Below are 25,902 nucleotides of genomic sequence, written 5' to 3'. Positions count from 1 at the left end.
ACAGCAGCATGACAATCGTATCATACCTTTGCGCCGCTCGCAAATCGAATGTTGCGAGACAACAACAGTTGGTCAAGAAGATTTCTCGTGTAGGAGGGCACAAAAAAAGTACACTATCGCCATGCTGTATCGTTCTTCTATCTGTAGGGGCAAGCCTATGCCACGCAGAAAACGCCAACATCCGCTCATCAAAGTCGCGCGCGCATATCTGAGCGAACATCAACCGGTGTTGAAAGATGCACCATTGCGCATCCATATGCTCGATGGGCCGCCTGGCTCGCCGAGGTATGCGGTCTCGATAGAGCAGTGTGGCGCCAATGGATGCCCATACGACGTGCCTCCTGAGGATGCCGCTAATGGACGTTGCCCGATTATCGACTGTCCCGTGCGGCATTCAGTGCGCTTGCTCTTCGACCGCAACGGCAAACTGGTCAACGCTTCCGAAAGCGGTATTCACTGGGGTTAGGATGCCCACGAACAGGTTTGCAGGTGGCGACCGTCGTCCTGGGCTGGCTAAAGCCTGTGTATCACCGGTGGCTGGGTCTGCCGGGTAGCGTCAGGCGCTCGTCTTGCGCCAGGACTATCGCATACCACTGCACAAGCATGGATACAGTACGTGACTGGATGAGCCGGCCACCAATCTGCATTTCAGAATCCACGACTCTCCCTGAAGCGCGGCGATTGATGCAACGGCGCCGGGTGCGTCGCCTGCCGGTGCTTGACAGCGACGGTCGCCTGGCGGGGATCGTCACCGAGGGTGATATCAATCGAATCTCCGACTCGCAGGTCCACGATATGCGTCAATACAACCTGTACCATCGTGTTGTCGATCTGCCGGTGCGTGATTTTATGACTCGTACTGTGATCACGGTAGGACCTGATGAGCCGGTCATCGCTGTTGCTCAACTGTTGCTCCGCCATCGTATCGGCGGCGTTCCGGTCGTTGAAGGTGAACAGGTGGTTGGGGTCATTACCGAAAGCGATCTGTTTCGCCGGATGGTACAGCAGGAGGCGAGGGAATGGGGAGTAGGGAGTGAGACGTAGGGTTTAGCAGAAGCGGGAGCCAGGAACGGAGAACTGAGAACCAGGAACTGGAGGAGGGGTGAGGGTCTTAACCCATACCGATTTTCCATCTCCCTGCAACCTTCCATCTTTGCACTTCCTTGCGTTCAACGCGCAACCTTTCCTCCTTCCCCCCTCTTGCCCGCCGCCTCTCGCTGCGCGTCTCCCATCTCATGCCGCGAGCGCGCCTATGCGACCAATCGCCGCTTCGCTCCAGCGATTGATCAAGATTGGCGCATGCTGTTGCATCCATTCCGAGAGGCGCCTGCCCTGCGCCAGCACGGCTGCGTGGTAATCCGGCGCTCCCTCGGGTGTTGAGATGACCCGACCGAGTTCGCCGCGCAACCAGAGCACTTCGATCAGCGCAGGCAACGCAGCGACTTCGCCTGGCAGCAGCGGCGCAGCGCGACTATAACTGCACACCAGGTTAACTGCTTGTGGAATGTCCAACGGCCCGCGAAACACACCCCATGAAGCTGCTTCCGACGGCAGCACCCTGGTGGTAAATCCAACCAGCGCATCGGCGAGATCGACAATGCGCGCATCCCGTTCGACCTGATCGAAGTCGAGCAGCGCCACGACCCGGTCGCCGGCGAATCGCACATTATCGGGATGCATATCGCCGTGGATCAGGACTCGCGGCAACGCCTCGTAGGTGTGATCGGACAGGATGGCGCGTAATGCCGCTGCTCGCCCGTCGTACCAGGCAAGATCGGCATGCAATTCTCCCATCACGTCGCGTTCGTACAAACCTTCGGTCAGGGATGTAATGCGTGCTGGCGCATACCGGGGTAATGTTCCATCCTCTGGCGGCGGCAGATCCAAAACCGCCTGGTGATAGCAGGCAAGGGTCGCGCCAACTTCCATGACTTGTCCGGGACAACCCGGATCGAAGTCGGTCCCATGCACATACTCCTGGACTTCGTAGATCCGTCCGTCGATGATCGTCACTGTTGAGCCGTTCTTGTTTTGGATCAGACGGGCTGTCGGAAACGACCGCTGACAGAGATGATCGATCAGGCGATGACGATAGCACACCGAAGCCAGTGAGAAGCGATAGTGGTTGCGGCGCACCACAAACCGGCCCTGCCGGGTGACGACAATCGCGGTCTCATTGACGAACCCATGACCTGTAGCAGCGATTCCTTCGATTGATCCCAAATCGTAGCATGATAGCACACGTGTGATGTCGGTTGATTTCAACATTGTTTTATCACGTGCCGGGACGCGCATCATCGCGCTGGATCGCGCCATGGAGCCGCACGAGAGCGCCTGGCGCGCGCCGGGGGCATTGTGCCGTTGCACCTGACCGGTGTTTGCTCAACTCCGTGCCCTTGCTCGTTTGAGCGAACGGCAGAACCCGCGCTGCCTCTGCCGTGCTGATCCCAGCAGGTATTCCTTATCGACCAATCAATTCCGTTTCCAGTTGATGTACCAGCGCCTGTACGAACGCATCAATTTTAGCGCGTTCCGCAGACGTGATCTTCGACCATGGTACGAAATCCGGCGCTGGCAGGATGACCCTGAGCGGGGGAACAACCAGCCGCGCGCCGCGCTCTGCCAGTGCGTTGACCAGGTCGTCGATGCCGCTCGGTCGTTCATCGACCGTTTGTGTGCCAAAGACCGCTATAGCCATACGTTTGAGGCGGCGCTCTGGAATGGTTGCGACCAGATGCCGCATGCGCCAGCTGGCGTGATGGGCATGGGTGAAGCTTCCCAGCACCAGCATGTCGCACCCTATCGTATCGCTGGCAGTTACAGAAGTTACCGGTGCGCAGATGACATGGGAGGCATACGGCGACAACCGGTCGGCGATGATTCGGGCGACTTCGCGGTTGTGACCAAACCAGGATGCGTAGACCATCAGGACTCTCATAGCACGCACCTCATCGCACCTGCACCTCATTGTGCTCGCTCTGAGCATACCACAGCGATCTTACCGTGTTGGCACAGTCTGGCAACCGGCGGTGAACGTTCCGTTACGCAGTGCGTCATATTGCTTAACCCTGGGTTGTCATTTCGCAATGCCGCACTGCGGCATGGACGTGGTATACTTAGAGCGGTCGACGGACTGTCGGGTTGGGCAAAGGCGGTTGGCGGAGAGCCGCGTTTGCCAGAGCGCACAAGCGCCGCCCGACTGAGCCCAGACCCACGGTGGCCGCCCCCCAAAGCCACCTGCATGCTGGCGTCAGCACCCCCGCTGGCGCCAGTCGCTCTTAACCAGGCGCATGGCGCGAGGCGCGGGGCAAGAGGCACGAGAACAATGTTGAAAGTGCGAAAATGCGCTCTTACCTCTTCGTCCTATGCAGCCTTAACCCGTGTAAACCTGCGTTCCATTCTGTGCCGTTTGCGTAGCGGCGACCAGTATGATCCCAATTCCCTGTGACCATCCGGCATGGTCACCCCGAGCAGCGCGCGGGGTCGTGCGCGACCCGCGCAGATTCCGCGCTGCGTTTACCCTGAGCGAAGCGAAGGGCTCGGAATGACCAGCATGCGGCATCTTCAATCGTAAGTTCTGGCGGAATCTGAACATTGTGCGGATTGCCCGTGGTTGGTTCCTGGTTCCCGGTTATCCGCACTGCTATTCCTCATCCTCGCCGCGCAATCGTCGCCGTGCTGCTTCCTGCGCAGCACGGAGGCGCTCCAGTTCATTGGCGGATGGGACGAGCGGGCTGGCAGGCGAGCGGTTGACAGTGATTGTACGAGGCGGCGTGGTAGGTGGAGATGGTAGCGATGAGGCAACCCCGGTGTCCAACGCTTCTTGCGGTTCGAGGCGCCGGGCTAGCGCGCGCAGACCAATGTGCCGCAGTGCAGCGGCAATTGACGCGTGTCGAATAAAGACTCGCCGGAGCGCAATGTCCAACGGCAGCAACACGAGCGCCAGCCAGAGCAACGGCAATCCAATTTCGCGCGCCATGCCGCGTGCCGCGCGTCCTGGCTCGAAAACCTGATGAGGCTGCGGGTCGATCCGTCCGCCGGTGATGTGCGCGATCTCTTCGAGCAGGTAGCGATCTCCCGCCTGACGGCGATACTCGGCGCTGAGCGGCATTGCGGCGCCGCCGGTCGCGCCGGCAACCGCTCTCCCCTGCCCGTCACGCGCAACGATCTGCACCAGATAGGCGCCGGCCGGCAAATTGTCGAGTGATATACGATACTGTCCCGGACCGACTTCACGCAGCGTGGTTTCGACAGTAGCGCCATCAGCCGCGATCAATCGGGACTCAACGTTCAATCCAATGTGTGGTGCGCCATCGGGTGTGCGTGTGATAGCCTCGACGACCAGGGCATCTCCAACAGCGTGTGTTGCGATGGTCAGGGTATCGCCGGTTTGCTGCGGCAGGAGCCAGGTGACGAGTTGAACGCTGAAGTGCGGGAATGCGTCCCATGCAACCCATTCCTTCGCCCATCGCCCGCTGAGATCGCTCGTCCAGGCGAGGGAACGTCCCAGACCGTACTGCCAGCCCGCGAGCAACACATCACCATCGGGAGCAACGAGCGTTGTCTGCGCCGTCTCGCGTGGCGTCGTCAGAACATAACCGTAGAGTTTGGGCAGGGCGTCGATCCCGCGCAGGGAGGGGTGCGGCATTGCCTGCTGCGGTGTCAATGAACCTTCGACGATATATGGTGTCATGATCGTCTGCGTCTCGCCGGTCAACAGATCGGGAACATCGGCGGCGCGCTCCGTCAGGAAGGTACGCCCGCCGCCCACGGCGGCCATATCACGGATGAATGGCACATGATCGCCCTGCCCAATGGCAACGGAGGTCAGGGTCACGCCTTCGTCGTGCAGTGAGCGCACAATGTCCAGCGCACCTTCCTGCTGAGTCGTATCATTTCCATCAGTAATCGTGATAATGTGGCGCACGGGGCGCTCGCTGGCGCGGGTATACCGCGCCGCAACTCGAAGCGCATCGTGGATGTTGATGCCGCTGCCGCCAAGACGCACCTGGTTCAGTTGCTCGATAGCGACATCGCGCCGTGATCCCGGCAGCGGACCGACAATGACGCCGGGACGGTCATCGAAAGGAATGACCGTCAACTCATCTTCATCGCGCAACAGCGCCGCGATCCGTCGCGCACCTTCGAGCGCCAGCGAGAGTTTGGGAATGCCATCCTCCGTCGCAGCCATACTTCCTGAAATATCGATCACCACCACGATGCTGACCGGCGGCTGGCGCTGCCGCTCAGGAATATCCATCGTCACCGGCAATGCAGCCTCGACCGGCGTACCGCGCCAGCCTCCCGGACCAAACGACTGCGGACCGCCGACCATGAGCAGACCGCCGCCGAAATCGCGGACATACGCCGCAATGCGTTGCACCGTCTCGTTGGAAAACAGAGCGCGGGGCACATTGATCAGCGCAATCGCGTCGTACCGGATCAGTTCGCCGAATGTGGCGGGTATGGATGCCGGGCTGACGACTGTGACTTCTATCCGAGCGGCGCGCAGCGCGCGTTCCAGACTAATGGCATCATCGGGGGCTTGCGCAACCAGTAGTACACGCGGTGTGCCCCGCACATAGCTGAAGGTCTCGATAGCGTTATTCTGGGTGCGTGCATCGTTAGGAACCTCAAGATACGCTGTGTAGCGGTTGAAGCCGGCAGGCGCTTCGGGAAGCAGGATTTCGACAGTTTGCCGATCAGTTCCGATCTCGACCGGTATCGTCGCAACGGTCGTCCTATCGGGACCTGTGACCATCAGGCGACCTGCAACGGACGTATTGCTTTCCAGGTCAATGCGCAGTGGCAGGCGCTGCCCTTCGCGCGCCGTCGATGGCAACGTCACGCCGATGATCTGCGCATCCAATCCATCGGCGCTGCCGGTGAGCGGCGCCACATCGATGGGGATGCCCTGCGCAGCAGCGTCCTGCGCAATCAGGCGGGCGGTCCCGCGGTTTTCGCCGCCGTCGGAGAGCAGCACCAACCGCCGATGCCCCTCTGCAGGAAGCAGCGTCAGACCGAGTTGGAGCGCATCCGCGATATTGGTTGCACTGCCGAAGGGTCGCGTTACAGGCGCGCCAAAGGTGCGTTCGGGGGCAGGGAACCGCTCGACGAGCGCCTCACGCCCAAAGACGATGATCCCTGCCCGGTCATCGGGCGGCATTACCGCCAGCGCCCGCGCGATAAATGCCTCTGCACGGGCACGTTGCGATGCGGCAACCGAGTCCGACCCATCGAGCAGGAAAATCGTTGTGGTGATTCCAGGAGGTTGAACCAGTTGCGCGCCTGCAAGCGCGCCGATCAATGCCAGCACGATGATGGTGCGGACAACCAGGCTCAACCATCGTCGCCAGGCGGCAATGTGCGCGGGAGCGAGGAGCGCGACACCCCAAACGAGTGGCAGAACGCAACCAAGCCAGAGGGCTTCGGGATAAAGAAACGAAACGCCCATACTACGCCGGATGGCGACGCGCTGCGAGCGCAAGACGGACGCGCTGCCGCAGGTACGCCAGACTGCTGCGCTGGTACACCAGCCATTCGATAAGAACGATCAGGATTGCCGCAGCCGCCAGCCAGCGCCAGAGTTCCTGTCGTCCCACCTGCTCGCGGGTCACCGCCTGTTGCAAACCACTGACTTGTGGCACGCGTAACTCACCTGACGGTGCAATGCGCGACTCCTCCGGCGCAAACAGATTGATAGCGAAACGCCGCTGCTCGACTGCCTGATTATCGCGCACCTGCTCGATGAGGTACGGTCCGAGCGCATCAGTATCGGCATAGATTGCCTGCCCACCCTGAATCTGTGCCGCATCGACGCGCCCATCGGGACGAACGACACGCACCGCTGTGGCAGCGGGATCAACTGCCACGACCAGCGGTTGCCCGGGAGCGATCTGCGATGCTTCCAGACCGCTTCCCGGCGCGAGATACCCGATGATATTCGAGATCAACAGCGGAAAGGCAACCTGAAGCGGCAGATCGGAGTCTTGCAACGCAAATGCCAGGATAACAATGCGTCGCCCCTCGCGTTCCCCCGCCAGGAGCATTGGGCTGCCATCTCCTTCGACCAGCGCGCGCGCCCACACGCCTGTCTCGATGCGCATCGCGCGCAGCACATTCACCTCGCTCACACTGACATTCCGCAGCAGTGGCGGCGCTTGCCCTTCGATTACGATCGGCGCCGGGCGCAGCAGCGGAAATTCAACCATGCCGGTCACAGAAAAGAGGGGGGTCGAGCGCATCGGAGCAATGAACAACAGATTGCCGGTCGGCAGCGCTTCCGGCACAACCCGATCGAAGATTGTCACCTGTGGTGCAGTATCGCCAGAAACCGTCGTGGTCGTTGTTTTGGTGGCAGTGATGCCGGGCAACAACGAGAGCGCCGTTTCGAGGAAGCGGTTGCCAGGACCAACAATACGCACCTCCATGCCTGCGCCCGTCGAACTTACTGCCCATGCCCGATCATCGGAGGGCAAGAAATCGTCATTGGGCGCCGGACTGAGTCGCGCCTCGGCAACGCGCGCCTGAGCAGGAATATCGACGATCACCGTCTGGACAGCGTCTGGAGTGCCGTCTGGTCCGAGGTTGAGTTCGTATGCATTGAACAGTGCGCCATCGAGGTAGAGGTCAAGCCGCCGCGAAACCGGCGCCGGGCCATAGCCAGAGACCTGAACAAACAGCGTCTGTCCGGCGGGTGTCGGTTGCAGCGCCATAGCGCTGATAGCGACATTCTCCGCGCGTTGACCGATGGGAAAATAGCGCACCGTCGCCGGAACACGGATGTCGGTTGGAGTCTCGACATTGCCGTCGGAAATGATGGCAACCTCGCTATCCGGTTCACGCGCCGCGAGAGCGGTGGCAAGCGCCAGCGCTTGCGACAAATCGCCACGACCACCAATGCTGAGCGTCGTCGCGCGAATGGCATCATACATCTGGCGGCGATCCGTCGTTGAAGCGGCAAGCACGTCCATCTGCCCGCCGATGGCAATAATCGTCGCGCGCCCGCCTTCGGGCAACTGATCGACCAGCGTCTGCGCCTGGCGGCGCGCCGCTTCGAGCCGCGAGGGGGGGACGTCCGTCGCCGCCATACTTGCCGAGCGATCGATGATGATAATCAGGTTACGCCCGCTGATGCCGGTGGTAAGCAAGAAGGGTCGCGCCAGCGCGATTGCCAACAGGAGCAGCAGCAGCAGTTGCAGGAAGAGCAGCCAGTTGCGCCGCAGGCGCTGCCAGGGCGCGTTTGCCTCCACATCGCGCACCATGCGCTGCCAGAGGAAAGTCGAAGAGACGCGCAGTTCCTCGCGGCGAAGTTTCAACAGATACATCGCCACGATCAGCGGACCCACAACAAGTGCACTGAGAAGCGCCAGCGGCGTCAGAAACGACATACCACCCCCATCATCATCGAAACACACCGCGCCGACGCAACATCGTCAGAATAAACTCCTCGACCGGTTGCGCCGTATCGACCTGCACATATGTGATACCACGACCATGGCAGAAGCGTTCGATAGTCTCCTGCCATTCGCGCAGGTGGGTCTGATAGCGCTGCAACGTTTCCAGATCGGCAGTAATCTCGACTGTCTCGCCGGTTTCAGCGTCCAGGAGGCGGAAATCGCCATCAAGTTGCGGGCGCAGTTCCTGCGGCGCCAGGATGTGCAGCAGCGTCATTTCGAACGGGCGCGAACCGAGCGCGCGAAGTGCTTCTTCCCAATGCGGATCGAGCAGATCGGAACAGAGGATCAACGGACCAGGGTTGATCGCAGTACGCGCGTAGCGTTTGCACGCATCGACCAGGTTGCCGGCGCCGCCGGGGTTGAGACGCTGAAGGAACGCGAAGAGCGGCAACGCGCCCGCCTTGCCGCGCACCCCACGGAGTTGCGCCCCCGCTCCGGCGGCAAACGCCGTCACCGTTACCCGGTCGAGCGTCGAGAGCGCCACATACCCGAACGCCGCCGCCAGGCGTCGCGCATAGGTCAATTTATGCGGGTCGCCCCAATCCATCGAAGCGCTGTTATCCACGAGGAGATGGATGGTTAATTCTTCCTCAGCAACAAAGAGTTTGAGGAAAAAGCGTTCCATCCGCGCGTAGAGGTTCCAATCGATCTGGCGAATGTCGTCGCCGTGGACGTAGGGGCGAAAATCGGCGAACTCAACCGAAGATCCACGGCGAGGACTGCGCCGCTCACCCTGGATATCGCCGACCATAGCGCGCCGCGTCAGCAGCGCCAGGCGATCCAACTTGCGCAGAAACGCGGATTCGAACAACGGTTGTGATGAAGATGTCGTCATCGTTTCGCCTCCGAAGCGATCTTCGGTCCGGCGGCGCCGTTCGCTGCCCGCGCAAGGACGCCAATTCCTTCGAGCAATGACATCACGGCACGTACCGTGACGCCTCTCGGGGTTGTTATACCAATGACGATTGACGATGCCGTATGCTGGTCATTCCGAGCCCTTCGCTTCGCTCAGGGTAAACGCAGCGCGGAATCTGAGCGGGTCGCGCACGACCCCTCGCGCTGCTCGGGGTGACCATGCCGGATGGTCACAGGTCATTGGTATTATTCTGCGCGCACCGATTCGACCACCTGTTTAACAATATCGTCGGGGGCAACCCCTTCCGCCTGCGCCTCGAAGTTCAGAATGACACGGTGACGGAGCGCCGGCAGCGCCGCCTGGCGCAAATCAGCGAAGGCGACATTGTAGCGTCCATCGAGGAGCGCCATGATCTTGGCTGCCAGAATGAGCGCCTGCATGCCGCGCGGACTGGCGCCATACCGCACATACTGTTTTGTCACCGACGGCGCATCCTTATCTTCGGGATGAGTGGCGGTGATCAAGCGTGCCGCATAGGCGAGAACGTGGCTGGCAATCGGAACGGAACGCGCCAGTCGTTGCATCGCCAGGATCGTCGCGGCATTCGCCACCTTGCGCACCTGTGGCGCACGCGCGCCAGTTGTGCGATTGGCGATTTCCACCAGATCGGCAGCGGTGGGAAAGGGAATGAGTATCTTGAAGAAAAAGCGGTCGAGTTGCGCTTCCGGCAATGGATAGGTACCCTCCATTTCGAGCGGGTTCTGTGTCGCCAGAACGAAGAATGGGCTTTCCAGGCGGTGGATGGTTTTGGCGACCGTTACCGTGTGTTCCTGCATTGCTTCGAGCAAAGCGCTCTGCGTTTTCGGCGTTGCGCGGTTGATTTCGTCCGCCAGGATGAGGTTCGCAAAAATCGGACCCGGCTCGAACCGAAACGTTTTGCGCCCTGCTTCATCCTCGCTGATGAGAGTCGTACCGACGATGTCGGCCGGCATAAGGTCGGGCGTGAACTGGATGCGGCTGAAGGAACAGTCGATCACATCGGCGAGCGTGCGCACCAGCGTGGTTTTCGCCAGGCCAGGCACCCCTTCGAGGAGCGCATTACCGCCTGCCAGCAATGTAATGACCGTCTGCCGGATCAGTTCTCGTTGTCCGACGATCACCTGTGAAATCTCGGTCTCAATCGCCAGCGCGCGCTGGCGAAACTCTTCAGGCGAGAGAGCGTCCTGCGTCATTTCTTCGGTTGCTGTCATACTGCTTCTTTCTCAAAGACTGACGGTTGCAAAACTCCGCATCATCAGGCTGATCGATACGACAATCAACGCCACCCATGACACTGCGGTTATGGCAAAGACGAAGGCGACGACGCTAGCAGAGGGCTTCATCAGGCGCCCACCGACGATGATCGCTGCGCTTCCGAGCGCGACGATCAGCGCGAGCACGCCGGGAAAGAACCACATCATAGGAATCTGACACCTCCTAACTCGAACATGGAGCCAGGGCAATCACGATCACGGCTCGAGCCGTGAGAAATAGTCGCGCACGTAATCCTTCAAATGCGGCGGGATGGCGCTCTGATCGAGCGCTTCACCAGCCGCGCGCTGGTAATCCTGCAACACCTGCTGGTAGGGGGTCTGGAGTGGGCTGACGCTACCCGGCATGTTCGACTGCCCTTGCTGGACCTGTGTCTGACCGCCTGTGCCTTCCTGCCCCTCAATGCGCTCGACCTCGCGCGGTTGCCCGTCGGGAGTAAAGGGTTGATATACCAGATCGCTGCTACCGCTACCTGCTTCATTTCCGGTTGCCGGGCTTTGCCGGTTTCCTTCTAATTGCGCGCCCGACTGTCCTTCCTGGCCCTGCTGTTGACCCGGTTGTTGACCCGGTTGCTGACCCGGTTGCTGACCCGGTTGTTGACCCGGTTGCTGACCCGGTTGTTGACCCGGTTGTTGACCCGGTTGTTGACCCGGTTGTTGACCCGGTTGTTGACCCGGTTGCTGACCCGGTTGCTGGCCCTGCTGTTGACCCGGTTGCTGTCCCTGCTGTTGACCCGGTTGTTGACTCGGTTGCTGACCCTGCTGTTGACCCGGTTGCTGTTGACCCGGTTGCTGTCCTTGCTGTTGCTGACCCGGTTGTTGACCCGGTTGCTGGCCCTGCTGTTGCTGACTCGGTTGCTGGCTCTGGGGTTGCCCGGACTGTGCGATGGACTGGCGCTCTTCCTGGAGTTGGGCGATAGACTGTTGGGCAGCCTGCTGCGCCGCCTGCTGTTGCCGTGCCTGCTGGACACTCTGCGCCGCCTGTTCGAGCGCCTGTTGCGCCTGCTCAACATTATTTTGCTGCAATGCATCCGCCGCCTGCTGCAACGCCTGCGCGGTCTGTGGTGCGCTCTGTTGCAGTTGCCGCGCTTCCTGGCGCAATTGTTCCGCCAGTTGCGCCCGCTCTTCGGGGGTCATGCGTTCGATCTGCTGCGCCAGTTGTTGCAATGATCGTTCTGCCTGTTCCAGCGTTGGGCGGCTGCTCTGTTGTTGCCCTTCGAGCGCCTGTACATTGCGGGCAAGCTGTTCAAGCGCTGCGCGTTGCGCCTCAGCATTATATGTCAGGCGCTGTTGCAAGCGCGCCTCGGTCGTTGAAAGATCGGCGAGCGCCTCTTCGCGATTCCCCGGATTCTGTTCCAATCGTTGTTGCAGTTCCGCCAGTTCGCGATCCAGCGCTGCGCGCTCCTCAGGGCTGAGATTCTGGTTCTGCGCAATCTCCTGGCGCAGTTGTTCGATCTGCGCAGCGGCCTGTTGTGTCGCCTCGCGGATAGCAGCCTGCTCTGCCAGAATCTGATCCTGTGCGTTCGGCGCCACGATCAGCGTAACCGTGGCGGCAACCAACACGAGCGCGACGATCAGCGGCCGGCGATTAATCTCGATCGGAACCAGGCGCGGCTTAAGCGTTGTGGCAAAGGCGTATGCATCGCGTTGCTGCAATTCGACCAGCGGCGTCTGTTCTGCGCGCTGCCCGAGTTCGAGCGCCGTCGCCAGGCGTTCACGCGCATCGAGCAGCATATCGATCCGTTGCGCCACGCGAAGCGGCGGCAAGGGACGCACCACCAGATAGCCCAGGACGGTCAGCGCCCACAGCGCCAGCGGCGCCAGTGATATCCAGAGCAACCCGGGAATCGGAAACAGGCGACCGGCAATCTGGAGCGCCAGCGACACGAGCGCAGCAATCCAGAGGGTGCTGCTGGCAAACCAGAGCGTGTCGCGCAGGCGCAAACGCAGCGCCATCGGGCGCAACCGTTGCTGAAGGTGATTGATTGTTACGGAAGGTGCTGACATCAGGCAGTCGCCTATTCCTCGATGCGGCGCCAGAACGCGCGTTCACTGATCCGTCGCGTTCCATTGTCATCGTCGATGAACTCGATCACTCGTTCGCTGATGATCGTCACGACATTCGCCGCTGCGCGCGTCGCCAGCGGTTGTGGCGCAGGTTTCACAACCTGCAATGCTGGAGAAGGAAGGTTCACAGGCGTATTGCGCTGCTCGATCCGCCGCGCCAGCCAGGCGATGCCGGCTTCCGCCGCCAGTGCGACGGCGCTGATCGCCACTGCGCGCCCGACGTCGCGCCAGCGCGCGGGAATGGATGCTCCCAGACGCGCCAGCGGCTGCGATGATAATGGCGCAGGAAGCAATCGTTCCAGCGCTGCGCCGCATTTCCCGCAGAAATGATGATCAAGCGGATTACCGTGACCGCATTGTGAACAAATGCGCTCAACCATACGATTGCTCCTCGTTCCGCTTATCGACGCTCTAAGAAGTATAGCATACTTCATCGCTGGTTGCCGTGACAGTGAGATGAGAGCGTTGTGAGATGCAAGCCTGCACCTGTAATGCCGCATTGATTTGCGCAATTCGCTGTGTTGTGGTATTATTCCGTGTGGGCCTCTAGCTCAATTGGCAGAGCAGTTGACTCTTAATCAATTGGTTCAGGGTTCGAGTCCCTGGAGGCCCACCACCCGCGCCCCCGGTCGCACGTCGCATCACAACGGCGTTACCGGGGGAACATTACAATTGCCCGGTATCTCCCCAGGCTTCAAGGTGCGCGCGGCAGACAGGATCGTCGTAGCGCGCCGGGTGAAACGCCATAGCATATGCGGGAAGCGCTGCGCCGCTCATATGCGTTGCCAGGATTTCTGCCGCGCCACACGCTGCCATAATGCCGTACCTGGAAAACGCCCCCATCACCCACGATCCGCGCGGTCCAACCGGACCGACAAGCGGGCGGTTCTCGCGCGTTTTGGTATAGTAATACCAATGACCGGTGACCATCCGGCATGGTCACTCCGAGCAGCGCGACGGGTCTTTTGCGCGACCCGCGCAGATTCCTCGCTGCGCTCGGAATGACAAGTCGCTGCGCTCGGAATGACACGCATGCGGCATCTGCAAGCGTCCTTGGTATCACCTCGCGCCTCTCCCCTCGCGCCGCACGCCTCGCCCCCCACACCTCACGCCTCACGCCTCGCGCCTCGCCCCTCACGCCTCGCGCCCCGCGCCTCGCGCCTCTCATACCAATGACCGGTGACCATCCGGCATGGTCACTCCGAGCAGCGCGAGGGGTCTTTTGCGCGACCCGCGCAGATTCCTCGCTGCGTTTACCCTGAGCGAAGCGAAGGGCTCGGAATGACAAGTCGCTGCGCTCGGAATGACAAGTCGCTGCGCTCGGAATGACACGCATGCGGCATCTGCAAGCGTCCTTGGTATCACCTCGCGCCTCTCCCCTCGCCCCCCACACCTCGCGCCGCACGCCTCGCCCCCCGCACCTCACGCCTCGCGCCCCGCGCCTCGCGCCTCTCGCCTCTCGCCTCACGCCTCTCGCCTCGCGCCTCGCGCCTCGCGCCTCTCATACCAATGACCGGTGACCATCCGGCAGGTCACTCCGAGCAGCGCGAGGGGTCTTTTGCGCGACCCGCGCAGATTCCTCGCTGCGTTTACCCTGAGCGAAGCGAAGGGCTCGGAATGACAAGTCGCTGCGCTCGGAATGACACGCATGCGGCATCTGCAAGCGTCCTTGGTATCACCTCGCGCCTCTCCCCTCGCCCCCCACACCTCACGCCTCACGCCTCACGCCTCACGCCTCTCGTCTCTCCCCTCACGCCTCACGCCTCACGCCTCTCGTCTCTCCCCTCACGCCTCACGCCTCACGCCTCACGCCTCATGCCTCACGCCTCTCGTCTCTCGCCTCTCGCCTCTCACCTTTCGCGCCTCGCGCCTCTCACCTATCGATCGATGCTGCGATTTATCAGCGCCACCATCATAGCCGCTCACAGCGCCTCCAGCACCTTGTTCAACGCCGTCGCAACCTCTTCGATCTGTGCCTCGCTCAAATCGGGGCTGACATTGAGGTGCAGGGCGCGACTCAACAGATCGAGCGACCGCGGGCACATATCAGGCGCATACTCGATCGTGCGCGCTGCCCAACGCCATGGTCCACCCTGTTCGGTCCATGTCTTCTGGTTCATGATCGGCGCCCAATAACGGTAGACATGGTAATCCTCAACATCGGGGCGATATAACGCCATTGCCCCAACCCCCTCAGCACGCAGCGCATCGACTGCCCAACGCGTGCATTCGGCGGATGGGAGCAGCAGCACCAGCGCCAGTCCCGCGTCGCCGGTCGGATCGTTGAGACGGCGGAGCAGAATGCCCGCTGATCGCGCGCAATCGGCAATGCGTTCGACAATGGCCGCATGGTTGCGACGCATATCAGCGAGGATTCCCTCCAGTTTACCGAGTTGCGCCAGCGCAATTGCAGCCTGAAGTTCGTTCATGCGGAAGTTGACCCCTGGCAGAATCTCGTCGGGCGGAATGTGGTGACGGTATCCGCCAACGACATCGTGATACATAATGGCGCGCTTGTACAGGGCATGGCTGTTGGTCAGCACCACGCCACCCTCACCTGATGTTATGATCTTGTTGAATTGCAGGCTAAATGCGCCGGCATCGCCCCAGGCGCCAAGACGTTTCCCGCGAAAACTTGCGCCTGCCGCCTGCGCCACATCTTCGATCAATGATACATTGTGCCGGTGCGCGATCTCGGTCAACGCATCCATCCGACATGGCGAGCCGCGCATGTGCACTGCCGTAATAGCGCGGGTATGGGGTGTGATTTTGCATTCCACATCCGCAGGGTCGATCGTCAGCGATTCATCGATCTCGGCAATGACCGGAACTGCGCCAAGCGCCACAACTGCTGAGGCGGTTGCAATCCAGGTGTACGCCGGAACGATCACTTCGTCTCCGGGTCCGACCCCGAGCGCTGCCATTGCGCACATGAGCGCGGCTGTGCCAGACGAGACTGCCAGAGCGTATGCCGTGCCCATATGCGCAGCAAATTCCTGCTCGAACAAGTCGGTTTGCGAAGGACCCGGCGCCGGACCATAGTAGCGGAAGAGGCGCCGGCTTCGCAGGACGTTGAGCACCGCCTGCTCTTCTTCGGCGCCGATTCGCATGCCGCCGGGGAACATGGGTGGCAGCGGGGTCTTAACCGCGCGCTCGCCGCCGTCGATTGCCAATCGTAAAGACATCGTCGTCCTCCTTGTGAGAACCGAGAACTGAGAACCGGGGTTGAGGGAAATGGACACACAGGCGCAACGATCACATAACGTTCAGGTGCATCTTTGTTTCGATAACCAACCGTGCCTCCGGTTGCGGGCTTGCACAGCAGCGGCAAGCCCGTATTCCCGCGCCGCCTTCAAGGTTCAACTTCCTGCCTGCAATCTTCCCACTCGCAACCACAGATGCCTCACGTCCCTTGTTCCGCGCTTCTCGCCTCTTCATGATGCGCCCGAACGCCGAAATGATCAAGGGGTGGCGCCAGAGCGGGCGGAGGTAGGGGTGCACCGCCCGCGTTCGCGGGAACGCCGGGTTGCGTCGCCGACGCCCATGCGTGCGGGGTTGGGGCACGCCTTCACGCCGCGACGAGGGTGCGGCAGCGCCCGTTGTTCGTTCAGCCCGCCGGGTCTTCGTTGGGCGGGCGAATCGCAGCCAGACAACGCATGCCCGGACCTCTATGAGAGCGCATCATGAAGAGGCGCTGCGTGGTATACTCAACGATGTTCCTGCGTATGCAGCGACAGCGGCAGCAGATACGGCGGAGGGCAGGCATATGAGCGCTGATGATATGCTGATCTTTCCCGGCTCAGGAAGCCCGAAATTAACGAAACATATCTGCACGTATCTGGGTGTGACGCCGGGCGAATGTGAAGTGCTGCGCTTTTCTGAGGGCAACCTGTTTGTGCGCATTCTGGAGAATGTGCGTGGACGGCATGTGTACATCGTGCAGTCCACGGCGTTTCCGGCAAACGACAATTTCATGGAATTGCTCTTCTGGATCGATGCATTCAAGCGCGCGAGCGCTGCATCGGTGACGGCGGTGGTGCCCTTTTTCAGTTACGCCAAAGGGGACAAAAAAGACGAGCCGCGCGTGTCGATCCGCGCGCGAGTGTGCGCCGACGCAATCGAGGCTGCGGGCGCTGATCGGATTGTGGTTATGGACCTCCATGCCCCGCAGATTCAGGGATTTTTCAAAATTCCCGTTGATGATCTCTACGCGCTGCCGGTGCTCTGTGATCGGGTCAAACAAATGAATCTGGACAATCTGATCGTTGTTGCGCCCGATAGCGGTTTTGCCAAAAAAGCGCGGAAATATGCGCGGTATCTTGGCGTCTCCATGGCGGTTGGCGACAAAGAGCGCGTCGCGCATGATGAGCACGCGCACATTGTCGAGATTATCGGTGATGTGGAGGGCAAAACGGCGCTGATCGTCGATGATTTCACCATTTCGGCGGGCACGCTTGTTGAAGTTGCCGGGCAACTGCTGGTGCGTGGCGCAAAAGAGGTATACGCCGCTGTGACCCATGGCGTCTTCGCCAGAGGAGCGATGGAGCGACTGGCGGATAGCCCGATCCGACGGTTACTGATTACCGATACCGTTGAGACGCAGCCGGTAACGTTGACGCCGCAGGTCGAAATTGTGTCGGTGGCGCCGCTGTTTGGCGAGGCGATCCGGCGCATTCATAACCGCGAAAGTATCAGTGTGCTGTTTCCGCGATAGGTTCACGCGCCTATGACGCTCTATGTGACTTCGCTTGCTTCCGGGAGCAGCGGCAATGTCTTGCTGGTGCGAACCGGCGATGCGGCGCTGCTAGTCGATTGTGGCTTGCCGCTGCGCACAATAGAGCCGGCGCTGACGCGCATCGGTATTCATCCGGCACAGTTGAGCGCCATTCTGCTCACTCACGAGCATGGCGATCACGTGCTGTCCGCCGGGGCGCTGGCGCGGCGCTACGGTGTTCCGATCATTGCCAACCAACCAACGCTGGCAGCCATCGAACAGGACCTGGCAGGCGTCCCTTTCCAGGAACTGGCGACCGGCGCTGCGACAATGATTGCCGATTTCGGTGTACGCAGCTTCCCGGTGCCACATGATGCCGCCGAGCCGGTGGGGTACACCATCAGCGCAGGCGGGTGGTGCGTCGGAATAGCCACCGACCTGGGGCACTGGAATGACACGATTGTGGAAGGACTGACTCCGGCTGATCTGGTGGTCATTGAAGCGAACCATGATCAGGAGAAGTTGTGGCGCGCTCCGTATGTGGAAGTCGTCAAACATCGCATCTACGGTCCGACCGGGCATCTGGACAATATCGCCGCCGGACGCCTGCTTGCCCGTCTTGGCGCCGATGGACGCCGACGCAGCGCCTGGCTGGCGCATCTCTCGCGGGAAGCCAATACCCCACAGATCGCCGAGCAGGTGGTGCGCGGCGTGCTGGCGCTTGCCGGCGTGCGGTGCATTGGCATTGCCGCGTTGCCACGTCGGGCGCCAATCCATTGGTCGAGCGACATGCATGGCGAGCAGTTGTCGCTTTTCGACTGAAAACGCATACCTTTTGTTCAGATTGTGCCCATGATGGCGCTACGCCAGAACGCAATCCATCGCTTTGGTTGTCATATACTCTCTCTTAGTTGCGATTCGTTAACCGGCGCTCTCTTTAGCGGATGACTATAATAGCCTCAGGTGAGTCTCCGTCTTCTACACAACAAGGTTTGCCGCACTGAATCCGCGCCAGAGAACGAAAGCCGCGACGTCAGTGTTGATGGGCGTTCGTGGGGGTTCGTGCGCCCTGCAATGGTCTCAGCGTATGCATGAACTATCGATAGCGCACAGTCTGGTCGAGATTGCTGAAGAAGCAGCGGCAAAGGCGGGCGTCACGCGGGTGACCGTGGTTCACCTTCGACTGGGAGTGATGTCGGGAGTGGTGCGTGACGCGCTGCTGTTCGGGTTCGATATTGCAACTGCCGGAACGCGACTGGAAGGGGCGCGGTTGGAGATTGAAGATGTGCCGTTGCAGGCGTACTGCGCTGGCTGCGATGCAGTGGTGACCTTGCCCGATCGGCAGCGGTTTCGTTGCCCGCAGTGCAACGCGCCGTGCGGACGAATCGTGACGGGACAGGAGATCGAACTGACGGCGCTGGAGTATGAAGAGAATGCGCCGGAAATCACAGCGTCGTGACTATCTGGCGCTGGCATTATCGCGAAAGACGACGGCGACCGTAGCGATAGAGCCGACTGAGAGGGGGCATTCCCTGGAGGAGGCGCTATGGCGCATCTATCGCTTCGCCCACAACCACTCGGTATCTTTCCCGCACCGACGGGGTACCTGGTGATTCCGCCGGTTGCCGGCGCCGAAGAGGTCTGCGCTGCGCTGCTTGCAGGGCACACGCCGGAACATATGCCCGATGCGCTTCGCTTTTACACGCTGGCGCTGGTGGATGATCGTGAAAGCGCCTGGCGCGCGTTGGCGTATGATTCCTCACCGGAAGCGCACTACAATCGTTTTGTGCTGCACAGTGACCCGGATATCTATCCATATTTGCGTAAGCAGTTACGCGGCGATCTGGCTGCCCTGCTCGACTTCGTGGCGTATATGGTCGGCTTAAGAGATGCGCCGCCTGATGCAGACGCAGTATGTGGCGAAATTGCCGCGTGCATCCTGCCGGCGCATGCTGCGGATGCGCTTGCCCGCCAGCAGTACGATGCCGCTATCGCCGCGCTCCAACGCGCAGTCGAAGAAGTTCGGCACATTTCGCCATTGTTTGCTGCGCAGCTGCTGGATCGTCTGGCGACGATCCACGCCGGTATCAGCCAATCGGCGGCGGCGCTTCAGGCATTGCGCGATGCCGTGAAACTGGCCGGCGGGGGGCGTCGCCTCGACCTGCGCGCGTATCTGGCGTTGCGGTTGGGGATGTTGTGCCAGGATCTCGCTCATGGGCAGAGGAACCTGCTGATTGAGGCGAACACATGGTTCGAGGAGGCGTTGCGTTGCTGCTCGATTGAGAGCGACCCCGACCTCTACGCGCTGGCGCATTACCGGCTGGCGCTGACGATCCTGGCGCTTGCGCCTGCGGGCAATGGCGATCAGATATTGCGCGAACGAGCCATTCAGTCGTTGCGGGAGTCGCTCCGGGTCTACACCTGCGATACGCACTACGAGCAGTGGCTCAATGCACAGGTTACGCTTGCCAATGCCTTGCGGATTTCGTTTGTTGCATCCCCTGCCAATCATCTGATCGAAGCGGTGCGCCTGTACGACGAGGCGCTGGCAAGCCGCGATCAGGAGTGTGATCCGATCTGGTACGGACGTCTGCTGGCGAACCAGGGGAATGCGCTGTTCCATCTTGGCGATTTTGCCCGCGCCCGTGACCGTTTGATCCGCGCCCGCGCGATCTTCCTTGCTCACCGTGACTATGGCGCTGCGGCGTTGCTCGACGAGGCGCTGGTCGAAATTGAGTGCCGGGGGTTAGGGGTACGGGGCTAGGACCTTCCAGATGTGACCGTCGCCTTGTTGCGCCAGCGCCGTCGCGCTGCGGCAGCCCCCCGCCGGTCGCCCGCCGCCTGCCCCGACAGTGACCGTCACCCTGACCAGGCAATACCGTAGGAGCGCCCCCCAATACGTAGAGGTGTCTCCTCGTGCTCGCCCCCACGGGGATGGTAGAAGGATGTGGCGGAGTTGTATGCCATGGCAATCATACTTCGCAGACGAGACGTGTGTCAAGAGGAGGGCGCGTTTTTTACCACCTGCCACGGGCAGCGTGCATCACACGGGCGCGCGTTCCCACCCTGGGAGCGTGGGCGTCTCGCCCACATCAACACTCCAACATTCCCCTCTGGGAGCGTGGGCGTCTCGACCGCATCAAACATCCCCCAACCTGCAACCCCTTCTGCCCCGGTTGTCACTTTTTCGCTATAGGTAAAGGCGTATTAACTGTTATTTTGTGCACACTATCACTATAATCGGAGCCAGTACTCTTTCTCCGCGATACCAGGAGTTGCCGCAGCAGCGTTCCATCTTACCTATGCTGCGTTGTTCTTTCGGTCCTTCCGCGCTGGCGCGCGTCAGCGTCTGTGTGTTCATGTGATAGTATCGCTAAAGGGGAGCGCCATGACCTCCATGATCGATGGTCATCACCGCAACGGTGCGCAGCGCGCCGGGGTTGAGCAGTTGCTTGATCGTCTTAACGAGCCGCGGACGCTCGAGGCGCTAAACCGTCTCCTCGATCATGCCGAGTTGCTGGCATTCTCCGCTGCGTCACTCGATGGTTTGGTGCGCCGAAGCGAGGTGATCGTCGAGAACGTGACCTCGACGGTCGCCGAGGTGCGCGAGGCGCTGCCGTCGGCGCCGGAGATCGACACAGCGGCGCTGGCACGCTTGATCAACGATCTTCCCCGCCTGCTCGAATTGACCAACCGCCTCACGGCGCTGACCGCGACCCCGGAGTTCGAGGCGCTGTTGACCCTTCTCGGTAACCCAACGACCATGACCTCGCTCCAGCGCCTGTTGCAGCACGCCGAATTGATCGCGTATCTGATGGAAGCGGTCGATGCGCTCATTCGGCGCAGTGATACCATTGTGGAGAGCATTGGCGTTCTGTTGCGCGATGTTGCTGCCGGTACGCCGGGCGCCAGCGACAGCCTGCTGACCCTGATCGACATGCTGCACCGCCACCGCGACTATGTGCCGCGCCTGATCGCCGTTGTGCCGCAGTTTACCGAACTGGTGGAGCAGATCGGTCCCTTCGTCGCCTCCGAAGAATTCCGCACCCTGCTGACTTCCGGCGTCTTCGATCCTGATACCGTGACGCTGGTGGGACGTGCTGGCGATGCGTTTGTGGCAACCTACAATGAAGATCGTCAGGCGCAGCGGCGCCTGGGACCGGTTGGTCTCGTCCGCGCGCTCTACGATCCAGATGTGCAGCGGGTTGCCGCGCTGCTGGTCGATTTCGCCCGGCGTTTTGGCAGGTCGCTGAACGGAAATGGAAAGGTGATGACTGATGGCAACGCCTCGACTTCTTGAGATTCGCCAGGGTGTGCTCAGCAAGAATGACCGTCTGGCGGCTGAGTTGCGCAGCCGCTTCCATGCCGCTGGTGTCTTTGTCGTCAATCTGCTCTCCAGCCCCGGCGCCGGCAAGACCCGGTTGCTCGAGGAGACCATGCGCCGGATGCGGCAGCGCAACCTGCGTGTGGCGGCGCTGGTCGGCGACCTGGCGACCGACAACGACGCGCAACGACTCGCGCGGAGCGGCGCGCCGGTGCGTCAGATTCAGACCGGGGATATGTGTCACCTGGAAGCGCACCTGATTGAGCGCTATCTGGAAGGTTGGGATTTGAACGACTTCGATGTGCTGTTTATCGAAAATGTCGGCAACCTCGTCTGTCCAACAGGGTACGATCTGGGTGAGGCGGCGCGCGCAGTGCTGCTCTCGGTGACCGAGGGTGAGGATAAGCCGTTGAAATATCCTGGCGCATTTGTGTCGGCAGATTGTGTTGTGGTGACCAAGGTCGATCTGGCGGAGGCGGTCGAGTTCGACATGCGCGCAGCCGAAGCGAACATCGCCTCAGTCCATCCCGGTGTGCCCATCGTGTACACCTCGGCGCGCACCGGCGCCGGGTTGGACGATTGGATCGTCTGGCTCGACGCACGGCGACATGCGATGGCGGCAGTGGTGGATGCCTCTTCTCCCGGCTAATACGTTTTGCACAAGACTGGAAGGATGGCGGTATGGCAACTCTGTTATGGTTCCAGGGCGGCGCATGCAGCGGGAATACCATGTCGTTTCTCAACGCCGAGGAACCTACGGTCTGCGATCTGTTGACCGACTTCGGCATTGAGTTTCTCTGGCACCCGTCGCTCGGTATGGAACTGGGCGAACAGGCGCAGGCGCTGTTCCACGCACTGGCGCGCGGCGAAAAACCACTGGACATTTTCGTGTTCGAGGGGACGGTCATTCGAGCGCCGAATGGAACCGGGCGCTACAACATGTTCGCCGAGCGCCCGATGTTGGAATGGGTGCAGATGCTTGCACCGCAGGCGGGCATCGTCGTCGCCATTGGCGACTGCGCCTGTTGGGGCGGCATTCCGGCAGTCGCTCCCAACCCATCCGACTCGATTGGTCTCCAATTTCTGCGGCGCGAAGCCGGCGGCTTTCTGGGAAAAGATTTCCGCTCGAAACTGGGTCTGCCGGTCATCAATATCCCCGGATGTCCGGCGCATCCTGACTGGATCACTCAGATCGTTGTGGCGCTGGCGACCGGGCGCGCGCACGATATTGCGCTCGACGAACTCAATCGCCCGAAGACCTTCTTCACCAGTTTCACGCAGACCGGTTGCACTCGCAATCAATACTTTGAGTACAAGCAATCGACGCTGGAGTTCGGCCAGGGTACGCGCAAGGGGTGTCTATTCTACGAGTTCGGTTGCCGCGGACCGATGACGCGCTCGCCGTGCAACCGCATCCTCTGGAACCGCCAGTCGAGCAAGACGCGCGCCGGCATGCCCTGCACCGGCTGCACCGAACCGGAGTTTCCCTTCTTCGACCTGGCGCCTGGCACGGTGTTTAAGACACAGAAGATCAGCGGCACGATCCCGAAGGACATGCCCGCCGGTCTCGATCCAATCAGTTACATGGGGCTTGCTGCCGCTGCGCGCGTCGCTGCGCCTCAGTGGGCGAAAGAAGATATGTTCGTCGTCTGACCGTCACGTTCCAGAGGAGAAAGCGCAATGACTGCGACTGTGAACACAAAACGCATGGATCTCCACGTAAGTCCGCTGGGGCGCGTGGAAGGCGACCTGGATCTGCGCGTCACCGTGGAGGATGGGGTCGTGACGCAGGCATGGACGGAAGCCGGCATGTTTCGCGGCTTTGAGATGATTCTGAAAGGAAAAGACCCGCAGGCAGGGTTGATCGTGACGCCGCGCATCTGTGGCATCTGTGGCGGCAGCCATCTGTACAAATCCGCCTTTGCTCTGGATGTCGCCTGGCGCACAGAACTGCCGCCAAATGCGCTGCTGGTGCGCAACATTGCGCAGGCGTGCGAAACGTTGCAGAGCGTGCCGCGCTGGTTCTACGCGCTCTTCGCTATCGATCTGACGAATCGGCGTTATGCAAAGGCGAAGGGGTACGATGAAGCCGTGCGCCGCTTTGCGCCGCTGGTCGGTGAGTCGTATGAGCGCGGTGTGACCCTCTCGGCGAAGCCGGTCGAGATCTACGCCATTTTCGGCGGGCAGTGGCCTCACTCCAGTTTCATGATTCCCGGCGGGGTGATGTGCGGTCCGACCCTCTCCGACGTTACCCGTTCAATCGCTATTCTTGAGGAGTTCCGCCATAACTGGCTCGAATCGCGCTTCCTGGGGTGTTCCGTTGATCGCTGGCTGGAGATCAAGACGTGGGAAGATGTGCTGGCGTGGGTCGATGAGAATGAGTCGCAGCACAATTCCGACCTGGGTTTCTTCCTGCGGTTTGGGTTGGAGATCGGGTTGGACCGGTTCGGCGCCGGGTGTGGCAACTATCTGGCGATGGGCACCTACCTGCACCACGAGAAGTACAACCGTCCCACCATCGAAGGGCGCAATGCGGCGCTCATCCAGCGTTCCGGCATCTATGCCGGCGGGAAGCACTACGAGTTCGATCAGGCGCGGGTGCGCGAGGATCATACTTTCTCGTTCTACCAGGGCAGCGGCTTGCTCCATCCCTTTGAGGGACGAACTGAACCCATTGATCCGGCGGACGCCAAGCGTCAGGGCAAATACACCTGGGCGAAGGCGCCGCGGTATGATGTGGACGGTCTCGGCTCTGTGCCGCTCGAAGTTGGTCCGCTGGCGCGTCAGGTTGTCGCAGGAAAACCAGGCGAAGAGTGGCAGGATGTCGATCCGCTCTTCTCCGATATTATCGCCAAAAAAGGACCAAGCGTGCTGGTGCGCGTCCTGGCGCGGCTGCACGAGGAAGCCAAACTGTACAAGAACGTTCGTGAATGGCTCGGCGAACTCGATCTCCATGATCGCTTCTATATCAAGCCGGTCGAGCACGAGTTCGGCAGAGGCTTCGGTGCCACCGAGGCGGCCCGTGGGGCGCTTGCCGACTGGATCGTGCTGGAGAACGGCAAAATCGCCAATTATCAGGTGGTGACGCCAACTGCCTGGAATATCGGCCCGCGCGACAGCCGGAATGTCAATGGTCCAATGGAGCAGGCATACCTTGGCACGACCATTCACGATCCCGGTGATCCGGTGGAACTGGGGCACGTGGCGCGCAGTTTCGACTCTTGCCTGGTCTGCACCGTTCACGCCTACGACTCGAAGACCGGCAAGGAGATCGGTGTCTATCGGATTGGTGAGACGGGGTAGATGAAGACGCTGATCATCGGATGTGGTAATCTGTTGCGCGGCGACGATGGCGTTGGTCCGATTCTCATTCGCCGGTTGTGGGAGATCGGACTGCCGGAAGGCGTCCGCGTGGCGGATGGTGGAACGGCGGGTATGGATGTGGCATTCCAGATGCGTGGTGCGGACCGGGTGATCATCGTGGATGCCTGCCGCACCGGTGCATCCCCCGGCACGCTCTACCGTGTGCCGGGGGATCAACTCGAGCAGTTGCCACCGCTGGAAGGGATCAATCTCCACGCTTTCCGCTGGGACCATGCGTTGGCATTTGGGCGTTGGCTGTTGAAGGATGCCTATCCACGCGATATTACCGTGTTTCTCATTGAAGGCGAGTGCTTCGATCATGGTGCGCCATTGAGCCCTGCGGTGCAGGCGCGAATGGAGGAACTGGCGCAGTCGCTCGCTACAACCCTCGATACAATTGATGCTGTCTGTTGAAGTGACCGAGAAAGGGTATCTTCATCTCCCCGCCGATCTGGCGCAGCGCTACTTCCCGAACGATGCGCTGGTCGCAATGGTGCGTGATGGGGAACTATGGCTGTTGCCGACGCGCGGAGCGGCAGCGGGAGGGTTGTTGCTCAAACAGCGCAACCGGCAGGGAGACCGCAGCGTGCTGATCTGGGATGTGCTGCCGCCGGGCACGCTCCCCGGCTGGCGGGCGGCGCATTGGGACGACGAACGCGGCATGGTACGGGTTGCACTCAGAGATGAGGGTGCAGGGTTATCCTGATCGGCGGCAGGGGAAGGCGTTGACTGTTGAACGCGAGAACCGGCATGCAGACGCACTGCCCGCGCATCCCTAGGAGCAGCGTGAAGAGTAACGGAAATGGCGC

Annotated in this window: 23 protein-coding genes and 1 tRNA gene; 13 read left to right on the top strand and 11 right to left on the bottom strand. The window is 61.0% G+C overall.

Annotation, left to right across the window (positions count from 1 at the left end; all coding sequences use genetic code 11):
• Positions 1–157 precede the first annotated feature (157 nt).
• Positions 158–466 (top strand): hypothetical protein, encoded by a 309-nt coding sequence (locus RCAS_RS19840; protein ID WP_012122286.1) that lies wholly within the window; start codon positions 158–160, stop codon positions 464–466.
• 137 nt (positions 467–603) lie between these two features.
• Positions 604–1,044 (top strand): CBS domain-containing protein, encoded by a 441-nt coding sequence (locus RCAS_RS19835; RefSeq protein ID WP_232280074.1) that lies wholly within the window; start codon positions 604–606, stop codon positions 1,042–1,044.
• Positions 1,045–1,233: 189 nt separating this feature from the next.
• Here the strand turns inward: RCAS_RS19835 and RCAS_RS19830 are convergent, their stop codons facing one another.
• The 9 genes from RCAS_RS19830 to RCAS_RS19785 form a co-directional block, all read right to left on the bottom strand.
• Positions 1,234–2,268, bottom strand: coding sequence for a homoserine kinase (locus RCAS_RS19830; RefSeq protein ID WP_012122284.1), 1,035 nt, complete (start codon positions 2,266–2,268; stop codon positions 1,234–1,236).
• Between the two features lie 193 nt (positions 2,269–2,461).
• On the bottom strand, positions 2,462–2,938 hold the full coding sequence (locus RCAS_RS19825) for a flavodoxin family protein (RefSeq protein ID WP_012122283.1): 477 nt from the start codon (positions 2,936–2,938) through the stop codon (positions 2,462–2,464).
• Positions 2,939–3,643: 705 nt separating this feature from the next.
• Positions 3,644–6,454 carry a VWA domain-containing protein gene (locus tag RCAS_RS19815; protein ID WP_012122282.1) on the bottom strand — a complete coding sequence of 937 codons (2,811 nt, stop codon included), beginning with the start codon at positions 6,452–6,454 and terminating at the stop codon, positions 3,644–3,646.
• A gap of 1 nt (position 6,455) precedes the next feature.
• Positions 6,456–8,390: a vWA domain-containing protein gene (locus RCAS_RS19810; RefSeq protein WP_012122281.1), complete on the bottom strand. Its 1,935-nt coding sequence runs from the start codon at positions 8,388–8,390 to the stop codon at positions 6,456–6,458.
• Positions 8,391–8,403: 13 nt separating this feature from the next.
• Entirely contained in the window at positions 8,404–9,294 is an 891-nt protein-coding gene (locus RCAS_RS19805; protein WP_012122280.1) for a DUF58 domain-containing protein, read from the bottom strand.
• Between the two features lie 266 nt (positions 9,295–9,560).
• Positions 9,561–10,565: an AAA family ATPase gene (locus RCAS_RS19800; RefSeq protein ID WP_012122279.1), complete on the bottom strand. Its 1,005-nt coding sequence runs from the start codon at positions 10,563–10,565 to the stop codon at positions 9,561–9,563.
• 12 nt (positions 10,566–10,577) lie between these two features.
• On the bottom strand, positions 10,578–10,775 hold the full coding sequence (locus RCAS_RS19795) for a hypothetical protein (protein WP_049768855.1): 198 nt from the start codon (positions 10,773–10,775) through the stop codon (positions 10,578–10,580).
• 48 nt (positions 10,776–10,823) lie between these two features.
• Positions 10,824–12,632, bottom strand: coding sequence for a cation:proton antiporter (locus tag RCAS_RS19790; protein ID WP_012122277.1), 1,809 nt, complete (start codon positions 12,630–12,632; stop codon positions 10,824–10,826).
• Positions 12,633–12,643: 11 nt separating this feature from the next.
• Positions 12,644–13,072 (bottom strand): zinc ribbon domain-containing protein, encoded by a 429-nt coding sequence (locus RCAS_RS19785; RefSeq protein WP_012122276.1) that lies wholly within the window; start codon positions 13,070–13,072, stop codon positions 12,644–12,646.
• Positions 13,073–13,232: 160 nt separating this feature from the next.
• Between RCAS_RS19785 and RCAS_RS19780 the strand changes: the two genes are divergently transcribed.
• Positions 13,233–13,308, top strand: a tRNA-Lys gene (locus RCAS_RS19780).
• Between the two features lie 50 nt (positions 13,309–13,358).
• Here RCAS_RS19780 and RCAS_RS19775 read toward each other — a convergent pair.
• Together RCAS_RS19775 and RCAS_RS19770 are read right to left on the bottom strand one after the other, a co-directional pair.
• A complete protein-coding gene (locus RCAS_RS19775; RefSeq protein ID WP_041331167.1) occupies positions 13,359–13,622 on the bottom strand; it encodes an FAD-dependent oxidoreductase in 264 nt (87 codons plus the stop codon).
• A 992-nt stretch (positions 13,623–14,614) separates the two neighbouring features.
• The gene (locus tag RCAS_RS19770; protein ID WP_012122275.1) at positions 14,615–15,877 is read right to left on the bottom strand and encodes a DegT/DnrJ/EryC1/StrS family aminotransferase; all 1,263 of its coding nucleotides are present in this window, start codon (positions 15,875–15,877) and stop codon (positions 14,615–14,617) included.
• 581 nt (positions 15,878–16,458) lie between these two features.
• On the opposite strand from RCAS_RS19770, the gene RCAS_RS19765 reads away from it, so the two are divergent.
• The 10 genes from RCAS_RS19765 to RCAS_RS25380 all read left to right on the top strand — a co-directional run bounded on the left by RCAS_RS19765 (position 16,459) and on the right by RCAS_RS25380 (position 25,799).
• Positions 16,459–17,406 carry a ribose-phosphate diphosphokinase gene (locus RCAS_RS19765; protein WP_012122274.1) on the top strand — a complete coding sequence of 316 codons (948 nt, stop codon included), beginning with the start codon at positions 16,459–16,461 and terminating at the stop codon, positions 17,404–17,406.
• Positions 17,407–17,418: 12 nt separating this feature from the next.
• Positions 17,419–18,228 (top strand): MBL fold metallo-hydrolase, encoded by an 810-nt coding sequence (locus RCAS_RS19760; RefSeq protein ID WP_012122273.1) that lies wholly within the window; start codon positions 17,419–17,421, stop codon positions 18,226–18,228.
• A 265-nt stretch (positions 18,229–18,493) separates the two neighbouring features.
• Positions 18,494–18,865 carry a hydrogenase maturation nickel metallochaperone HypA gene (hypA, locus tag RCAS_RS19755; protein WP_041331164.1) on the top strand — a complete coding sequence of 124 codons (372 nt, stop codon included), beginning with the start codon at positions 18,494–18,496 and terminating at the stop codon, positions 18,863–18,865.
• Positions 18,866–18,952: 87 nt separating this feature from the next.
• On the top strand, positions 18,953–20,170 hold the full coding sequence (locus RCAS_RS19750) for a tetratricopeptide repeat protein (protein WP_012122271.1): 1,218 nt from the start codon (positions 18,953–18,955) through the stop codon (positions 20,168–20,170).
• A 624-nt stretch (positions 20,171–20,794) separates the two neighbouring features.
• Entirely contained in the window at positions 20,795–21,706 is a 912-nt protein-coding gene (locus tag RCAS_RS19745; RefSeq protein WP_012122270.1) for a DUF1641 domain-containing protein, read from the top strand.
• Entirely contained in the window at positions 21,684–22,379 is a 696-nt protein-coding gene (hypB, locus tag RCAS_RS19740) for a hydrogenase nickel incorporation protein HypB (RefSeq protein WP_012122269.1), read from the top strand. The genes RCAS_RS19745 and hypB overlap by 23 nt, the downstream gene beginning before the upstream one ends.
• A 32-nt stretch (positions 22,380–22,411) precedes the next feature.
• A complete protein-coding gene (locus RCAS_RS19735) occupies positions 22,412–23,383 on the top strand; it encodes an NADH-quinone oxidoreductase subunit B family protein (RefSeq protein WP_012122268.1) in 972 nt (323 codons plus the stop codon).
• A gap of 27 nt (positions 23,384–23,410) precedes the next feature.
• Positions 23,411–25,033, top strand: a complete 1,623-nt coding sequence (locus RCAS_RS19730; protein ID WP_012122267.1) for a nickel-dependent hydrogenase large subunit — start codon at positions 23,411–23,413, stop codon at positions 25,031–25,033.
• Positions 25,034–25,507, top strand: a complete 474-nt coding sequence (locus RCAS_RS25385) for a hydrogenase maturation protease (protein ID WP_012122266.1) — start codon at positions 25,034–25,036, stop codon at positions 25,505–25,507.
• Complete coding sequence (locus tag RCAS_RS25380; protein WP_012122265.1) at positions 25,494–25,799, top strand: hypothetical protein; 306 nt, start codon at positions 25,494–25,496, stop codon at positions 25,797–25,799. The genes RCAS_RS25385 and RCAS_RS25380 overlap by 14 nt, the downstream gene beginning before the upstream one ends.
• The last annotated feature ends 103 nt before the right edge of the window (positions 25,800–25,902 follow it).

It is taken from the genome of Roseiflexus castenholzii DSM 13941, from assembly GCF_000017805.1.
Classification (GTDB): domain Bacteria; phylum Chloroflexota; class Chloroflexia; order Chloroflexales; family Roseiflexaceae; genus Roseiflexus; species Roseiflexus castenholzii.
This window is presented reverse-complemented; position numbering and strand designations above follow the sequence as displayed.

Excerpts from the sequence above, each read along its gene's own strand:
- RCAS_RS19840 (WP_012122286.1), top strand. The coding sequence starts at position 158 with ATGCCACGCAGAAAACGCCAACATCCGCTCATCAAAGTCGCGCGCGCA.
- RCAS_RS19835 (WP_232280074.1), top strand. The coding sequence starts at position 604 with ATGGATACAGTACGTGACTGGATGAGCCGGCCACCAATCTGCATTTCA.
- RCAS_RS19830 (WP_012122284.1), bottom strand. The coding sequence starts at position 2,268 with ATGTTGAAATCAACCGACATCACACGTGTGCTATCATGCTACGATTTG.
- RCAS_RS19825 (WP_012122283.1), bottom strand. The coding sequence starts at position 2,938 with ATGAGAGTCCTGATGGTCTACGCATCCTGGTTTGGTCACAACCGCGAA.
- RCAS_RS19815 (WP_012122282.1), bottom strand. The coding sequence starts at position 6,454 with ATGGGCGTTTCGTTTCTTTATCCCGAAGCCCTCTGGCTTGGTTGCGTT.
- RCAS_RS19810 (WP_012122281.1), bottom strand. The coding sequence starts at position 8,390 with ATGTCGTTTCTGACGCCGCTGGCGCTTCTCAGTGCACTTGTTGTGGGT.
- RCAS_RS19805 (WP_012122280.1), bottom strand. The coding sequence starts at position 9,294 with ATGACGACATCTTCATCACAACCGTTGTTCGAATCCGCGTTTCTGCGC.
- RCAS_RS19800 (WP_012122279.1), bottom strand. The coding sequence starts at position 10,565 with ATGACAGCAACCGAAGAAATGACGCAGGACGCTCTCTCGCCTGAAGAG.
- RCAS_RS19795 (WP_049768855.1), bottom strand. The coding sequence starts at position 10,775 with ATGATGTGGTTCTTTCCCGGCGTGCTCGCGCTGATCGTCGCGCTCGGA.
- RCAS_RS19790 (WP_012122277.1), bottom strand. The coding sequence starts at position 12,632 with ATGTCAGCACCTTCCGTAACAATCAATCACCTTCAGCAACGGTTGCGC.
- RCAS_RS19785 (WP_012122276.1), bottom strand. The coding sequence starts at position 13,072 with ATGGTTGAGCGCATTTGTTCACAATGCGGTCACGGTAATCCGCTTGAT.
- RCAS_RS19775 (WP_041331167.1), bottom strand. The coding sequence starts at position 13,622 with ATGGTCACCGGTCATTGGTATTACTATACCAAAACGCGCGAGAACCGC.
- RCAS_RS19770 (WP_012122275.1), bottom strand. The coding sequence starts at position 15,877 with ATGTCTTTACGATTGGCAATCGACGGCGGCGAGCGCGCGGTTAAGACC.
- RCAS_RS19765 (WP_012122274.1), top strand. The coding sequence starts at position 16,459 with ATGAGCGCTGATGATATGCTGATCTTTCCCGGCTCAGGAAGCCCGAAA.
- RCAS_RS19760 (WP_012122273.1), top strand. The coding sequence starts at position 17,419 with ATGACGCTCTATGTGACTTCGCTTGCTTCCGGGAGCAGCGGCAATGTC.
- hypA (WP_041331164.1), top strand. The coding sequence starts at position 18,494 with ATGCATGAACTATCGATAGCGCACAGTCTGGTCGAGATTGCTGAAGAA.
- RCAS_RS19750 (WP_012122271.1), top strand. The coding sequence starts at position 18,953 with ATGGCGCATCTATCGCTTCGCCCACAACCACTCGGTATCTTTCCCGCA.
- RCAS_RS19745 (WP_012122270.1), top strand. The coding sequence starts at position 20,795 with ATGACCTCCATGATCGATGGTCATCACCGCAACGGTGCGCAGCGCGCC.
- hypB (WP_012122269.1), top strand. The coding sequence starts at position 21,684 with ATGGCAACGCCTCGACTTCTTGAGATTCGCCAGGGTGTGCTCAGCAAG.
- RCAS_RS19735 (WP_012122268.1), top strand. The coding sequence starts at position 22,412 with ATGGCAACTCTGTTATGGTTCCAGGGCGGCGCATGCAGCGGGAATACC.
- RCAS_RS19730 (WP_012122267.1), top strand. The coding sequence starts at position 23,411 with ATGACTGCGACTGTGAACACAAAACGCATGGATCTCCACGTAAGTCCG.
- RCAS_RS25385 (WP_012122266.1), top strand. The coding sequence starts at position 25,034 with ATGAAGACGCTGATCATCGGATGTGGTAATCTGTTGCGCGGCGACGAT.
- RCAS_RS25380 (WP_012122265.1), top strand. The coding sequence starts at position 25,494 with ATGCTGTCTGTTGAAGTGACCGAGAAAGGGTATCTTCATCTCCCCGCC.